At 60.7% G+C, this 14,272-nt stretch carries 12 protein-coding genes; 11 read left to right on the top strand and 1 reads right to left on the bottom strand.

Going from position 1 to position 14,272, the window contains the following annotated elements:
* The first annotated feature begins 341 nt into the window (after positions 1-341).
* From GOQ28_RS12945 to GOQ28_RS12980, 8 genes are all read left to right on the top strand, one after another.
* Positions 342-2,744 carry a mechanosensitive ion channel domain-containing protein gene (locus GOQ28_RS12945; RefSeq protein WP_160356744.1) on the top strand — a complete coding sequence of 801 codons (2,403 nt, stop codon included), beginning with the start codon at positions 342-344 and terminating at the stop codon, positions 2,742-2,744.
* A gap of 8 nt (positions 2,745-2,752) precedes the next feature.
* Positions 2,753-3,808: a serine hydrolase domain-containing protein gene (locus GOQ28_RS12950; protein ID WP_236844340.1), complete on the top strand. Its 1,056-nt coding sequence runs from the start codon at positions 2,753-2,755 to the stop codon at positions 3,806-3,808.
* A gap of 231 nt (positions 3,809-4,039) precedes the next feature.
* The gene (locus tag GOQ28_RS12955) at positions 4,040-5,002 is read left to right on the top strand and encodes an ankyrin repeat domain-containing protein (RefSeq protein WP_160356745.1); all 963 of its coding nucleotides are present in this window, start codon (positions 4,040-4,042) and stop codon (positions 5,000-5,002) included.
* 126 nt (positions 5,003-5,128) lie between these two features.
* Positions 5,129-5,920, top strand: a complete 792-nt coding sequence (locus GOQ28_RS12960; RefSeq protein ID WP_160356746.1) for an amino acid ABC transporter substrate-binding protein — start codon at positions 5,129-5,131, stop codon at positions 5,918-5,920.
* Between the two features lie 35 nt (positions 5,921-5,955).
* On the top strand, positions 5,956-6,609 hold the full coding sequence (locus tag GOQ28_RS12965) for an amino acid ABC transporter permease (protein WP_160351680.1): 654 nt from the start codon (positions 5,956-5,958) through the stop codon (positions 6,607-6,609).
* Positions 6,610-6,655: 46 nt separating this feature from the next.
* On the top strand, positions 6,656-7,408 hold the full coding sequence (locus GOQ28_RS12970) for an amino acid ABC transporter ATP-binding protein (protein WP_160357011.1): 753 nt from the start codon (positions 6,656-6,658) through the stop codon (positions 7,406-7,408).
* A gap of 90 nt (positions 7,409-7,498) precedes the next feature.
* Positions 7,499-7,699: a hypothetical protein gene (locus GOQ28_RS12975; RefSeq protein ID WP_160356747.1), complete on the top strand. Its 201-nt coding sequence runs from the start codon at positions 7,499-7,501 to the stop codon at positions 7,697-7,699.
* Positions 7,700-7,752: 53 nt separating this feature from the next.
* Complete coding sequence (locus GOQ28_RS12980; protein WP_160356748.1) at positions 7,753-9,849, top strand: ATP-binding protein; 2,097 nt, start codon at positions 7,753-7,755, stop codon at positions 9,847-9,849.
* A gap of 124 nt (positions 9,850-9,973) precedes the next feature.
* On the opposite strand, the gene GOQ28_RS12985 is transcribed toward GOQ28_RS12980, so the two are convergent.
* Positions 9,974-11,425 (bottom strand): RNA polymerase factor sigma-54, encoded by a 1,452-nt coding sequence (locus tag GOQ28_RS12985; RefSeq protein ID WP_160356749.1) that lies wholly within the window; start codon positions 11,423-11,425, stop codon positions 9,974-9,976.
* 300 nt (positions 11,426-11,725) lie between these two features.
* Between GOQ28_RS12985 and GOQ28_RS12990 the strand changes: the two genes are divergently transcribed.
* From GOQ28_RS12990 to GOQ28_RS13000, 3 genes are all read left to right on the top strand, one after another.
* Entirely contained in the window at positions 11,726-13,108 is a 1,383-nt protein-coding gene (locus tag GOQ28_RS12990) for a sigma-54-dependent transcriptional regulator (protein WP_160356750.1), read from the top strand.
* 133 nt (positions 13,109-13,241) lie between these two features.
* The gene (locus GOQ28_RS12995; RefSeq protein WP_160356751.1) at positions 13,242-13,604 is read left to right on the top strand and encodes a hypothetical protein; all 363 of its coding nucleotides are present in this window, start codon (positions 13,242-13,244) and stop codon (positions 13,602-13,604) included.
* Positions 13,605-13,634: 30 nt separating this feature from the next.
* Positions 13,635-14,249: a hypothetical protein gene (locus tag GOQ28_RS13000; RefSeq protein ID WP_160356752.1), complete on the top strand. Its 615-nt coding sequence runs from the start codon at positions 13,635-13,637 to the stop codon at positions 14,247-14,249.
* The last annotated feature ends 23 nt before the right edge of the window (positions 14,250-14,272 follow it).

The following is a 14,272-nucleotide window of genomic DNA, read 5'->3' on the forward strand; positions in this document are numbered from 1 at the left end:
GGTTTTGCCCAAAAAACGCGCGGCTTGGTGGCTACGCCGATCTGCGTGGGCTGGCTGGACACGCGCCAGGCGGGCGGTTGCCCGCGCCCAGTCAGGCATAGCGGTTGTCCTTTACGCCGGATGGCCTATATCATGGCGACAACGCCCCGTCTGTCGGGGCGTTGCGTTGTCGAGGTCCGCGCGTTCAGGGCCGACCCCCGTGCTGTCAAGGAGGCCGCTACGTGGCTTTGCTGAATTGTTCCGTCAACCACCCGCATATGACGAATCCTTCTGGGGCGTTGTCAACGCTCAGGCTTCTGTTGCGGTGCAGGGCGCTATGGGGCGTTCTCGTGGTGTGGGCGATGTTGACGTTCAGCACGTTGGCGCACGCGGTGGGGCTGCCCGGCCTGAATGCAAGCACTGCGGCGCCTGCTGCCGAGAGCAGCGCCGCGACCGACTTCACGCCGGCAAAACTCGCCGACCTGCTAGAGGACCCCGCGACGCGCGACAAGCTCGTCGAAGCATTGCGCGCGCACACCCAAGGCAGTGAAGGCTCGGCCGCGCCCAAGGCGGAGCCCCAGGATGCCGAACCCTCATTGCCCACGCGTATCGCCGCCGGTGCGCAGCGTTTCTTGGCCAATATGAGCGCCAACGCGGAGACGGCGGTCGACGAGGTGAGCGCCGCGATCGAGCGGCATGGGATGACGCCGGAGCGCCGCGCGTTGGTCATCGACACGCTGACCGGCTTGGCGGTTGTCGCGGCGGCGACCTGGCTCGTTTTCTGGCTGCTGCGGCTGCTTGCGTCGTTTGCCTATGCTCGCATCGATCTTTGGGCGGCTCGTCCCGTGTTGTCGGCGGCGGGTCCACTGCGCTCGGCCGCGCGGGCCATGCTGTTGCGTCGTGCCGGTGCGATTGTGAGCGCACTGCTGATTGACCTGGGGTTGGTGGCGTTGGCTGGTGCAGCGGGCTATGCAACAGCCATGTATGCGACCCAGCCATATGGAAATGTCACGACGGCGCAGTCCTTGTTCGTGAATGCTTTCGTCGCCGTGGGCTTGACGCGCGCGGCGATTCGCGGCGTGTTTGCCACGCGCTACCCTACCTTGCGCCTGTTCACGATGGCGGACGACGGGGCGCGCTACTGGAATGCGCGGCTGGGACATATCGCCGCCGTAATCGGATATGCGCTGCTGCTCATTGAGCCTTTGGCGCAGTCGCTGCTGTCGCCTGCGCTGGGCGAACTGCTAGGTTTCATCATCATGTTGATGGCCTATCTTTATGCGGTACGCATTATCTGGCGCAATCGCGCGCGCGTGGGTGCGCATCTAAAGACACGCGCCGAGCGCGCCACGATAGGTTCTTTTGGGACGGCATTGCGCCTGCTTGCCCGCACCTGGCATTTCCTCGCTATAGGGTATTTCACGGTGCTGTTGGTGGTCAGCCAGATCGACAATCAACGCGCGCTGCCTTTTATGATGATGGCGACGATGCAGTCGCTGGCGGCCTTGGCAGTGGGTTCCTTGGTCAGCCTGTTGCTAGAGTCGGCACTCTCGCGACGCATTCGTCTGCCCGAGGATTTGCGCCGCAAGCTGCCCATGCTGGAGGATCGCGTCAACGCTTACGTCCCCGCGGGCCTGCGAGGGTTGGGATTGCTCGTGCGCATCATGGTGGCGCTGTTTGTCCTCGATGCGTGGCGCGTCTTTGACTTGTCGAGTTGGATCGTGTCCGATGCTGGGACAGCCGCGGTGCGCGTGGTGGTCAATGTGATCATCGTGCTGTTCGTCGCGGCGGTGGTCTGGACGATCATCGCGAGCATCATCGAGCACCGTCTCAGCTTGCGCGAAGGGCGCGGCATGCCCACGGCGCGCGAGCGTACCTTGCTATCGCTGTTTCGTAACGCGGTATTGATTGTCATCGTCACGATGACGGTGATGGTGGTGCTGTCTCAGATCGGGGTGGATATCGCGCCCTTGATCGCGGGCGCCGGGGTGGTGGGCCTGGCCATCGGTTTCGGCTCGCAGAAATTGGTGCAAGACATCATCACGGGTATCTTTATCCAGCTTGAAAACGGGATGAATCAGAATGACGTGGTGCAGGTCGCGGGTATCTTCGGCACCGTGGAGAAGATCACCATCCGATCGGTCGGGATACGGACGCTGGACGGTGGTTATCATTTGATTCCGTTCTCCTCGGTGGATGTGGTGTCGAACCACATGCGCGATTTTTCTTATCACCTGGGCGAATACACGATCTCCCATCGCGAAAGCGTGGACGATGCCGTGGAACACCTGCGTCGTGCGTTTGACGAATTGATGCAGGACGAAGTCCTGGCGCCAGAAGTATTGGAAGAAATCAGTATTCCGGGCGTGACCGCGTTGAACGAGAAGGGCGTGACCATACGCGTGCTGATCAAAACCACCCCTGGTATGCAGTGGGCGGTGCAGCGTGGTTATAACCGTCTGGTTAAAAAGCACTTCAACGCCGCGGGCATCGAGCTGCCGTACCCGCATACCGTGCTGTACTTCGGTCAGGACAAGAACGGCTATGCACCGCCGGCGAATGTGTTCATGCAAACCGAGAGCGCACAGCGCACGGGCAAAGCGTTTGCTCCTGGCCATACGCCGCGCCACCTTTCGCGCGAGCAGGGCGAGGCATCCGAGGATGTGCTGGGTAATGAACTGGAGCGCGTGGTGGAGCCAGACGCCGATGCGGAGGCACCTGTAACCGCCATGGCAGCGCAGCCGCGCAACGACCGACAATCGTAGGGGAAGTCATGCAAGACGCATTAATGCAGCAGGCGATACAGTACGCCCAAGAACACGAAACCCTGTGGGACCGTTCGGTCGATGGGGTGTTTGGCGTACACCAGCAGGACCCGGCACCCTGGAACCGGCTCCTGGGCCCCTTGCGCGATCGCGGTCCGGTCACGGGCGTCGTGGTCGTCGATGGTGAGACTGTTGCCTCGTGGGGCGAGCCCGAGCGGGCGGATTTGACGTTCAGCGTGGCCAAGATGTACTTGGCGCTGGTGGCGGGTGTCGCCCATGACCGAGGCCTGCTGCCCGATGTGGATGAGCCCGTGCGCGCACGGGTGCCTGGCATTGGCTTTGACAGCGGCAATAATGCGCTGATCACGTGGAGGCATTTGCTGCAGCAGACCAGCGAATGGGAGGGCGAACGTTTCGGCGTGCCGGATCAGGCGGATCATTATCGCGCCGTGACCTTTGGCGCACCGCCCGCGGGCGTCAAGGGGGAACGCCGTCCGCTGCAAGCTCCCGGCACCTATTGGGAATACAACGACGTCCGGATCAACCAGCTGTCCTATGCCTTGCTGCATCTGTTTCGCAAGCCCTTGCCCGAAGTGTTCCGAGAAGCGGTGATGGACCCGATCGGCGCTAGCGATAGCTGGAGCTGGGTGTCTTATGACAACGCATGGGTCAATATCGATGGCGAGATGATGCCCTCGGTGCCGGGTGGTTCGCACTGGGGTGGCGGCATGTCGATCAGCAGCCTAGATCAGGCGTTGATCGGGCAGATGCTCCTCAATGAGGGCCGGTCGCGCGAGGGTAAACAGATCATCTCGCAATCCTGGGTACGCGCAATGCGCGAGCCGTGCGCCCTGGCGCCATACTATGGTTATCTGATTTGGTTGAACGAACGGCGTCGGATGTTCCCGAGTTTGCCGGCGTCCAGCTACTTTGGCGTGGGCGCGGGCAGCTCGTTTACCTGGGTCGAGCCCGAGCGTCGTACGGTGGTGATCGTGCGATGGTTGAACGCCGCGCATGCCGATACGCTGTTCGCAAAAATCCTCGCGGCGGTCGACGCCAGATAAAATTAGCGCAGGGCGTTTTGGACGCGTGATAAACAAGGCAGCAAAGGAATCCGAAATTGCATTGAAACCGCGCCTCTCCGTCGCGGCGGTTTTTCGGCAAGTCGTGCCAGAATAGCGCGCTTTTCCGACGCGCTACCTGCTAAATCTAGTTGAGGTTTCAGGCTCGCGCGCCCCCTAGACCTTTTTTCGCGCGATGTTTTTTGCATGGGCAATGTGTTGTTCGGCGCGAGCGTGAGCACGTCGGTTTTGTCGACGCCTCATGATTCGGGCAATCTTGAAGGTCCCGTCTCGTACGCTGATCTGGCGCAGGCGATTCGAGACGGAGATATAGAACGAATCAGGGATGCCATCGCGCATCCTCTCGCGGATATTACGGCGCACGAGGCTGAGCAGCATTCGCTTTTGCACGTGGCGATCGATGCAGGTTGCAGTGAGGCCGTCCAATTGTTGTTGGCCGCGAATAACGAATATGGTTTTGTCAATGCTGTGTCGCCGGCCGGCACGGCGTTGATGTGTGCGGCGCGTGCGTACGATATCGCTATGCTGCATGCGTTGATCGAGGCGGGCGCCGATGTCAACGCGGTGTATGACGGGTACACGGCATTGGGCATCGCGGCCTATCTGGGCCATGGGGATGCCGTGGAAGCGCTGGCGCACGCGGGCGCCGATGTAAATACCGTTCATGAAGGCATCCCGGTGTTGTCGCTAGCCGCGCAGGCCGGATTGGAATCGGCGGTAGCGGTGCTGCTGTCATACGGGGCGCAGGTTGATAGAGCAAGCGAGGCAACGGGGCATACCGCGCTCATGCACGCGGCGGCGCGCGGTTCCCGCGGTATGGTGCAGCGGCTGCTAGCTCAAGGAGCCAACGTGGATGCGCAAAATCATGCGGGGGATACGGCGTTGCTGATTTGCGCGCAAAGGCGCGTCTTTCCCGCCGTGAGTCTTTTGCTGCGCGGCGGCGCGGACGTTAACCTGGCGAACAGCCGGGGCAAGACGGCATTGATGCTGGCAGCCGAGGCCGGCGATATCTATACCGTGAAGGCGCTGTTGGCGTTTCGTGCGAACGTCCTGGCTGTCGATCACGCGGGGCGTACCGCTATGATGCTGAGCATCGACAAAGAGGTGACGCAAGCCTTAACAAACGCCGCCGAGCAGGCTACAGCGCTGACTTCGCGAGGCTGTAGGGGGCTGTAGCGCAGTTCTGACTCATGCTGACGCGCAGGGGCACCTAGCATCCTTGGCTATAATCGCAGGCTTGCCCTCTTGTCAGGGCTGTCTCTCATTCTCTCTTTGTGTGCGCCTCGCTGCGCCTGAATCGATATGAAATCTCTGTCCGCTGTACTCTTGGTCTGCGCCACGTCCTTGCTCGCTGCTTGCGGTCAACAAGACGAACCGGCATCTCAGGCGGCGTCGTCCGCGGCGCCGACGACCGTGGTGGTCGGCTTGGACGACAATTTCCCGCCCATGGGTTTCCGTGACGACAAGAACACGCTGGTGGGCTTCGATATCGATATGGCTCGCGAGGCCGGCAAGCGCATGGGTATCGTGGTCGAATTCAAGCCCATCGACTGGAGCGCCAAGGAAGCCGAGCTGAATGGCAAGCGCGTCGATGCCCTGTGGAACGGTCTGACCATCACCGAAGAGCGCAAGAAAAACATCGCTTTCACCGATCCGTACATGGCCAATCATCAGATCATCCTGGTGGCGGCATCCTCGCCGATCCAGACCAAGGCCGATCTGGCCGGGCGCGTCGTGGGCGCTCAGGACGGCAGCAGCGCGGTCGACGCCATCAAAAAAGACGAACCCGTCGCGGCCAGCCTGAAGGAAATGAAGCTGTTTGGCGATAACGTCACCGCATTGATGGACCTGTCGGCCGGCCGTCTGGACGCCGTCGTCGTGGACGAAGTGGTGGGCCGTTATCTGGCTAGCAAGCGCGAGGGTCAATACCGCGTGCTGGAAGAAAACTTCGGCACCGAGGACTATGGCGTGGGCGTGCGCAAGGAAGACACGGAATTGCTCAAGAAGTTGAACGACACGCTCAACGCCATGAAGCAAGACGGCTCGGCCGCCCGCATCGCCCAACAATGGTTCGGCGCCAATATCATCAAATAATCGACGCTGAACTGGCGAGCTGACGAGAGCACCGCATGGATTACATCCTCTCCCTGCTGGGGCCGATGGCAGAGGGCGCGAAAACAACGCTGTCGCTGTTCTTCGTGACCTTTGTTCTGGCCGTGCCCCTGGGGCTGGTGCTGGCGCTGGCGCGCATCTCGCATTGGCGGGTGCTCAGTCAGCTGGTGAATGCGTATATCTGGCTGATGCGGGGCACCCCGCTGATGCTGCAGATGCTGTTCATCTATTTCGCCTTGCCGTTCGTACCCGTGATCGGGGTGCGGTTGCCGGATTTTCCGGCTGCGGTTGTGGCCTTTACCCTGAACTACGCTGCCTATTTCGCCGAGATCTTTCGCGCCGGCATCCAGTCGGTGGATCGCGGGCAATACGAGGGAAGCAAGGTGCTGGGCATGACCTACCTGCAGACGCTGCGGCGCATCGTGCTGCCGCAGATGGTGCAGCGGGTATTGCCGCCCATGAGCAATGAAACGATCACCCTGGTCAAGGACACGTCGTTGATTTATGTCTTGGCGCTCAATGACATCCTGCGCACGGCACGTGGCATCGTTCAACGTGACTTCACCACCACGCCCTTTATCGTGGCGGCGGCGTTTTACCTGGTGATGACGCTGGTGTTGACGTGGTTGTTCCAATATATGGAAAAGCGCTATGCCAAGTACGATCAGTAATCCGGCGGAACTAGGCGAATCCGCAGTCGCCAATGCCCGGGCAGTGATGATCGCCGCGCACCACGTGGGCAAGTCGTTCAACGGCGTGCGCGTGCTCGACGATGTGTCGCTGACGTTGCGCAAGGGCGAGGTGGTGGCAGTCATCGGCCCCTCGGGCTCGGGCAAAAGCACGTTTTTGCGCTGCCTGATCCACCTGGAAACCATCGACGAAGGCAGTATCGATATCGAAGGCGAGCCCCTCGCGGAGGCAGTCACGGGTGGTGCGAGCCGCTATCCGCGCGATGCCGAGGTGCGGCGCATCTGCCGCAAAATGGGGATGGTGTTTCAGTCGTTTAACTTGTTCCCCCATAAAACGGTGCTCGAAAACATCATTGAGGCGCCGATTACCGTCAAGGGTGTGTCGCGCGATCAGGCCATCGCCAAGGCGGAAAGCCTGCTGCAGAAGGTCGGCTTGCTCAATAAGCGTGATAACTATCCGACGCGCTTGTCCGGCGGTCAAAAGCAGCGCGTGGCCATTGCGCGCGCGCTGGCGATGGAGCCGGATATCATGCTGTTCGATGAGCCGACGTCGGCATTGGATCCCGAGCTGACGGGCGAGGTCCTGCGTACGATGAAGCAGCTGGCCGACGAGCGCATGACCATGCTCGTGGTGACGCACGAAATGGGCTTTGCTCGCGAGGCGGCTGATCGCGTGGTGTTCATGGACCAAGGGCGCATTGTGGAAGAAGCCCCATCCGCCGCGTTCTTTCAATCGCCCAAGCATGAGCGTGCGCGGGCGTTTCTTGGGCAGATGCTCTGATCGATCGAGTCTTGGGCACGCAACTTGCTCTGGTTCCGGGCAGGTGACGCAGACGATAACTGCGTCGGCGCGTATCCTCAGGAATCGGACATGTCAGACCGCATTGCCACACACTTCGCTCACGCCGATCTCGGCGTGGGCCATGAGCTTTCCCCCCGCACTGATCACTTCCTGAGTGAGATCGAGACGATTTTTCACACGTTGGGGCGCGCTACCTTAGATCTCCAGGCGATTGTGACCGGAATGTCCACTGCACGCGAAGCAGACGTAGATATTCCCGCCAATCGGTAGAAACATCATTAGAATGCGCGAAAGAACCCGCCCGCGCCCCACCGTGACGTCAGATGCTCAGTAACAAAGAACGAGTTCGAAACCCCTGGACCGATACCCTTGCGCGCCTGGAAGACGAGCGTGTGATGCTGCAACGCATCGCCGCGGGCGTCCCGTTGGCGGATGTGCTGTTGTACGTCTTGCACGCCGTGGAGGCTCAATCGAGCGTCCCGTTGCGTACGGCCATTGCCTTTGTGGACGAGGGTAAAAAGTGCCTGGTCCACGGCGCGGCACCGAGTTTTTCGGAATCGTATCGACGTGCCATCAATGGCGTTCCCATTGGCCCTAACGTCGGCTCGTGGGGCGCGGCCGCGTATTTCGGCACGGCGGTGTACGTCAATGACGTCATGACCGATCCGAACTGGGTCGACTGGCGCGAGTTCGCCGTCGAGCAAGGCATCCGCGCATGCTGGTCTACGCCCATCAAAGGCACCGACGGTCAGGTGCTGGGTGTGTTTTCGAACTACTACGCGACGACCCGCCTGCCATCGCCGCAGGACATCGACGCGATTGCGCTGGTCACGCGCACGGCCGCACTGGCGATCGAGCGTTGGCAATACGATCGGGAACTGGAAAAGCGGGTGGAGCTCGCCATCGCCGAGCGTGATCGCATCTGGCGTCTGTCGCCAGAGCTATTGGCCGTGGTCAATGCCGAGGGTCGTTACGTCAGCGTCAACCCCGCGGTGAAGGAAATACTCGGGTGGACGCCCGAGGAATTCCTGTCCATGTCGCTCGCCGACCAGGTGCATCCCGAAGATTACGCGATTAGCGTGCAGGCCTTTGTCCCGACTGGTCAAGGCGGTGTGCGACATCTGGAAAACCGTATGCGGCATCGCAACGGGACGTACAGCTGGATCACATGGAGCATTTCCCGGTCGGAAGGGGATGTGTATCTCGCCGGGCGCGACGACACGGATTTGCGCGCGCAAGCCGAGGCTTTGCGCCAAGCTGAAGAGGCTCTGCGCCAGTCGCAGAAAATGGAAGCGGTAGGCCAGCTGACGGGCGGCATCGCCCACGATTTCAACAACATGCTGCAAAGCATCTCGGGCGCTTTGTATCTGATACGCCGCAAACTCGCCGCTGGCGATGCGGCATCGGCAGAGCGTTTCATCGATACCGCGATGGAATCGACGGAGCGTGCGGCGCGGCTTACTCAACGCCTGTTGGCGTTTGCGCGCCGCCAGCCCATCGCGCCGGTGCCCCTATGCCCAGTGCGGGTCTTACAGTCCATGGAGGACCTGTTTCGCCGCTACACGGGCGAGCATGTGAAGCTGGTCGTACATTCCGAGCAGGTTTCTTGGCCGGTGTCATGCGATGCGAACCAGCTGGAAAATGCGCTCTTGAACATGGTGATCAATGCGCGCGATGCCATGCCCGATGGTGGCCAGCTGGATCTGCGCGCGACCAATACGCAACTGGACGCGGCGGCATTGCGCCAGTATCCGCATGTGAAGCCCGGTGACTTCGTCGAGATCACGGTGTCGGACACGGGCTGTGGCATGTCCGAAGAAGTGATGAGCCGGGCGTTCGAGCCGTTTTTCACCACCAAGGCAATCGGCGAGGGCAGCGGCCTGGGCCTGTCGATGATCTACGGTTTTGCGCAACAAGCAGGCGGCCTGGTTTGCCTGGAAAGCAAGGAGGGCGAGGGCACGCGCGTGCGTCTGTTCCTGCCGCGTTATGTCGGTTCGGTGCCACCGATGGAGACCGATGCGCGACTTCTGCCCTCGATCACTGAGGAAAGCCTGCCCAATTTCGTGGTCGCGTTGGTTGAAGATGACGCCGCAGTGCGCCAGATGGTGTCAGAAACCCTTAAACAATTGCGCTTGGAAGTGCTCACCGCTAGCGACGGCTTGAGCGGTCGGGAGCTCGTGGGCGAGGCGCGGCGTATTGATTTGCTGTTAACCGATGTAGGGTTGCCAGGTCTCAACGGCCGCGAGCTCGCGGATGCGGCGCGCCGTACGCACCCGAACCTGAAGGTCCTGTTTATGACGGGCTATGCGCAAAACGCCATCGCCGGTGAAGGCTTTCTCAGCGAGGGGATGGAGCTGATCGTCAAACCTTTCCGTCTCGAAGTGTTGATCGAGCGCGTGCGGCGGATATTGGCGATTTAGGCGCCCAGCTATGGGCGGATATGCGAAGAGCGGCCTCGTACCCATTTCCACGGGTTAAGAATTGAAGGGACGCCGGTCGGCAGTCTCCTCCATCACGCCCAGCGCCCGAATTCAAGCGCGTGACTCAATGCCGGCGGCGTAGCTCCGCCGAGGGCAATTTCAGTTGCGCACGATATTTAGACACGGTACGACGTGCCACCACGATGCCATCGGCCGCAAGGCGCTCGGCGAGGGCTACATCCGACAGGGGATCGCGCGGATCTTCCTCGGCGATCCATTCGCGGATCAAGGCTTGTACCGAGGCTGCGGAGCAGGAGCCACCTGAGGCGGTGGCCAGTTCACGCGAAAAGAAGTGACGGAATTCGTACAAGCCTCGTGGCGTGATCATGTATTTATTCGCTGTGGCGCGCGATACGGTCGATTCGTGTATCTCCAACGCATCGGCGATTTCGCGCAGGAGCAATGGCCGTAGCGCCACCTCGCCATATTCGAAGAATCGTTGTTGACGCTGTACGATTGCCTCGGCCACCCGCTGAATGGTGCTGTAGCGCTGTTCGACGTTACGCACGAGCCAGCGCGCTTCTTGCAGTTCCTGGGCCAGCGGGCCACGGTCGTCGTGACGGGCGTGGCGAAACAGGTCCGCATACACACGATCCAGCCGCGCGCGGGGCATGGCGTCGCGGTTGGGGATGACCAGCCAGCGGCCCTGGTCCTTGCGCACGATGACGTCGGGGATGACGTACATCGGGGCTTCTTGATCGTAGCGACGGCCCGGACGTGGGTCCAGCGCGCGGATGCGGTCGCAGGCCTCGCGTAGCAGCGCCGCGGTGCTTTGTGTCACGCGCAGCAGCGCATTCCAATCATTGCGGGCCAACAGGTCCAGATGCGAACGCACGATGGTTAATGCGAGCTGAGTGACCTCCGGCTCGTCGTCGTCGGCCGCGCGCAACTGCAGTTCCAGGCATTCGCTGAGATCGCGCGCACCGATGCCGGGTGCCAGAAGGTTCTGAACCAAGCGCAGCGCCGCAGTCCACTCGGACGCTTGCGGGGTGGGGTCAAAGTCATGCTGACCCGCCAGCGAATCCAGCGAGGTGCGCAGGTAGCCGTCCTCATCCAGCGCATCGATGATGTATTCAGCCAGTAATTCATCGCGGTCGCTTAGGGGGTAGGAGCACAACGCTTCGCGCAGTCGCGACTGCAGGGTTTGCTGGGCCGCCACCCAATGCGCGACATCGTGATCGCCGCCGTCGGATAAAGCGGCTCGACGCGTCGGATAATCCCCGGAATACGACAGGGATTCGCCCGAAGAAGGATGCATACTGTACTCTTGCAGCGACGGCTCGGTTGCACCCATCACGGGCGCTTCAGCCGTTTGCCCCTCGTGTGCCACAGCATCGCCATCGTCCACGTGCGTGCTGTCGTCTTCAAGAAAGGGGTTGGTATTTAGTGCGTTTTGTATGGCCACACTGAATTCCAGCGCTGACATCTGCAGCAGTTGCACAGATTGTTGCATTCTGGGCGCCAGCGTGGCGGTTTGACGTATACGCAATTCCGTCGCAGCGTAAGACACTCGCATTCTCCTCGTAGGTGTTCAATCGCCTTGGGGCGAATGGGTTATCCGAACTAGTTAAGCAAAGATCATGCCAATTGCGTTTGCCGGGCGTTGCGTAGGTGTAGCGAACAGTCAGACTGGGTTCGTGGCGATTTTTAACCCTTTCGAGAGGTAAACTTTACCTGGGTGTATCGGTATGCGGCATACATTCCGATAATTGATATAGTGTGTAATACTTAGGAATAACTTATCGCAGCATTTCGCCCGGGTTTTGTTGAATCGGGTATTCTTCTCTGGATATCACGATAATTCTGGATTATCAGCATGCCCCATTTACTAGTCGTCGATGATGACGACGCAGTGCGTAGTACGCTTGCCGAAATTGCCAAGGACTGCGGATATACGGTTTCTCAGGCGAGCAGCATCAAAAACGCCATTATCGAGTGGGAGCGTCATGTTCCCGATCTCGTTTTCCTTGATGTGCGACTGCCCGAAGGCAGCGGGATGGACCTGTTTGAAAAGGTTGCCATCGACCGTACGGAAGTCATTGTGATCAGCGGTTATGGAACGATGGATTCCGTGATCGAGGCCCTCAGGTTGGGGGCTGCGGACTATCTTGTCAAGCCTATCAGCATGGATCGCCTTGAGCGCATCCTGGCGCGATTCAGTGACGCAACTGCGGGTGTAGAGCAGGGCAAGCCTTTCAAGGAAGAAGGGCGGCTGGGCAAGATGGTGGGCAACTGCGAGCCCATGCGTCAGCTCTACGATCAGATTTCCCGGGTGGCTCCGACTAACCTGAGTACATTACTGGTTGGCGAAAGCGGCACGGGTAAAGAGCTGGCTGCGCACGCGGTCCATCAACTCAGCGCGCGACGCGACAAGCCGTTCATCGTGGTCAATTGCGGCGCCATTGCGCCGAATCTCATCGAGAGCGAGCTGTTCGGTCACGAGAAGGGCAGTTTCACGGGCGCTGACCGCATGCACAAGGGCTATTTCGAGCAGGCCGATGGCGGCACCTTGTTTCTCGATGAAGTCACCGAGATGCCAATCGACATGCAGGTGAAACTGCTGCGCGTGCTGGAGTCGGGCACGTTCATGCGCGTGGGTTCACATCAAACGCAGAGTTGCGACGTGCGCATCGTCGCCGCCACGAACCGCAATCCAGACCAAGCCGTCGAGGATGCCAAGCTGCGGCAGGATCTTTACTACCGGCTGGGGGTTTTCACCGTGGAATTGCCGGCGCTACGCGAGCGTGGCGATGACGTCCTTATCTTGGCCGACCGGTTCCTGGCCGGCTTGAATGCGGAATACAACACGCAGAAGGCGTTTAGCGCGCAAACGCGCCAGGCCATGCGCGAGTATCACTGGCCCGGCAATGTGCGCGAACTCAAGAACTTCGTGCGGCGCGCGTTTATTCTGGCTGAGGGTAATGTGGTCAATGGAGCGCCGCTCTTGCGTACCACGGCGGGGGTCTCGAGTGACAACCGTGCGACATTGACCCAGCTGTCAGTTGGGATGTCGCTGGCCGATGCGGATCGCCAATTGATTCTGGCAACCTTGGAACGCTGCAATGGCGTTCGCAAGCAAACCGCCGCGGTGCTGGGCATCAGCGCCAAGACGCTCTACAACAAGCTCGAAGAATACGCGGCCGCGGGCTATCACGTGCCCGGCAACAGCCCGGCGTCCGAGGCAGCCGACACCAACTGATTTCGGGCATGACACTTGCGTCCTCCCTTCGGCATATCGTCGCGCAGGTTTGAACGGAAGGCCGAATTACCGATGCGGATACGCCGGCATCGGTGCGGCGTCCACCTGGCGATGGATTCAGGGAGGACAGCATATGTCAGAACAGGAACAGCGCAACCAGCAAGGCATGCCCGGCGCGCGCGCGCCAGAGGGCTCCGCGAAAGAAAAAGCCAATGAAGGCAAGAGCCGCGACGAGAATTCTCGCGACACTGGCCGTATGGGGGCCGACGAAGCTGATTATGGGCGCCCGCGTGGCGCTCGTCCCGAGACCGAGCCTAAGGGCGAGCCGAACGAAAAAGGCCCGCAGTATGAGGAAGGCGGGCGTTACCCAGGCACGCGTGACACGGCTGAAGGCGAATCGGTGAAAAGCCGCAGCGACGACCCTGGGCAAAGCAGCTACGGGGGTTTCAAGAACGAAGATCCTGGCTTTCAGCGGCAGCAGGTTAACAAGTCCTGATCCGCTCCATCCTATTTTGGAGGAAGCATCATGTCTTTGATTGTCGCAGCGCGGTATGACACGTTCGATGATGCCGGGGCGGCTACCCAGTATCTGGCGCGTCATGGGTTTACCGAGGATCGGGTTCATAACTTTTATGTGAATTCCGCCGGGGCGCACGATCGCTATCCGGTGGGTGGCGACCGACGTAATGACCCGGATGCCCGGGGCGGCGTGGGCGGCGTGTTGGGCGGCGCTGCGGCCTTGGGGCTGGTAGCGGCGGCCGTGGCGATGCTCACTGTTAACCGGTTCGAGTATTCCAGCCTGATCGTCATCGCGGCCGGTGGCGTTGGAGCCTATGTTGGTGCGTTGGCAGGCGCGATGCTGGCTGTGGGCCGCAGGCGTCGCCACGCAGCCTCGTCAGCGCCCGAGGAACGTTTGAATTCTGAGGGCCATCCCGCGATCCGACTCGCCGGCGTGTTGTTGGCCTTGCAAGTGACGCCGGAACAAGAAGGCGAAGCCATTCGGCTGTTGCGGGAGACAGGCGGGTATGACGTCGAGCGCGCCAATGGCAGATGGGAAGGCGGGCGCTGGCGCGATTTTGATCCGCTGAAGCCGCCGCAGCCGGTAAGCGTGACGGAGCCCGCGCACGTCCATATCGCGTAATTGGTTAAGGGCCGACAGCGAGC

It is taken from the genome of Bordetella sp. 02P26C-1, from assembly GCF_009763255.1.
In the GTDB taxonomy this organism is placed as follows: domain Bacteria; phylum Pseudomonadota; class Gammaproteobacteria; order Burkholderiales; family Burkholderiaceae_B; genus Bordetella_A.

Bases quoted from the DNA above. Each gene is read 5' to 3' on its own strand.
- GOQ28_RS12945 (WP_160356744.1), top strand. From the start codon at position 342: ATGTTGACGTTCAGCACGTTGGCGCACGCGGTGGGGCTGCCCGGCCTG.
- GOQ28_RS12950 (WP_236844340.1), top strand. From the start codon at position 2,753: ATGCAAGACGCATTAATGCAGCAGGCGATACAGTACGCCCAAGAACAC.
- GOQ28_RS12960 (WP_160356746.1), top strand. From the start codon at position 5,129: ATGAAATCTCTGTCCGCTGTACTCTTGGTCTGCGCCACGTCCTTGCTC.
- GOQ28_RS12965 (WP_160351680.1), top strand. From the start codon at position 5,956: ATGGATTACATCCTCTCCCTGCTGGGGCCGATGGCAGAGGGCGCGAAA.
- GOQ28_RS12970 (WP_160357011.1), top strand. From the start codon at position 6,656: ATGATCGCCGCGCACCACGTGGGCAAGTCGTTCAACGGCGTGCGCGTG.
- GOQ28_RS12975 (WP_160356747.1), top strand. From the start codon at position 7,499: ATGTCAGACCGCATTGCCACACACTTCGCTCACGCCGATCTCGGCGTG.
- GOQ28_RS12980 (WP_160356748.1), top strand. From the start codon at position 7,753: ATGCTCAGTAACAAAGAACGAGTTCGAAACCCCTGGACCGATACCCTT.
- GOQ28_RS12985 (WP_160356749.1), bottom strand. From the start codon at position 11,425: ATGCGAGTGTCTTACGCTGCGACGGAATTGCGTATACGTCAAACCGCC.
- GOQ28_RS12990 (WP_160356750.1), top strand. From the start codon at position 11,726: ATGCCCCATTTACTAGTCGTCGATGATGACGACGCAGTGCGTAGTACG.
- GOQ28_RS12995 (WP_160356751.1), top strand. From the start codon at position 13,242: ATGTCAGAACAGGAACAGCGCAACCAGCAAGGCATGCCCGGCGCGCGC.
- GOQ28_RS13000 (WP_160356752.1), top strand. From the start codon at position 13,635: ATGTCTTTGATTGTCGCAGCGCGGTATGACACGTTCGATGATGCCGGG.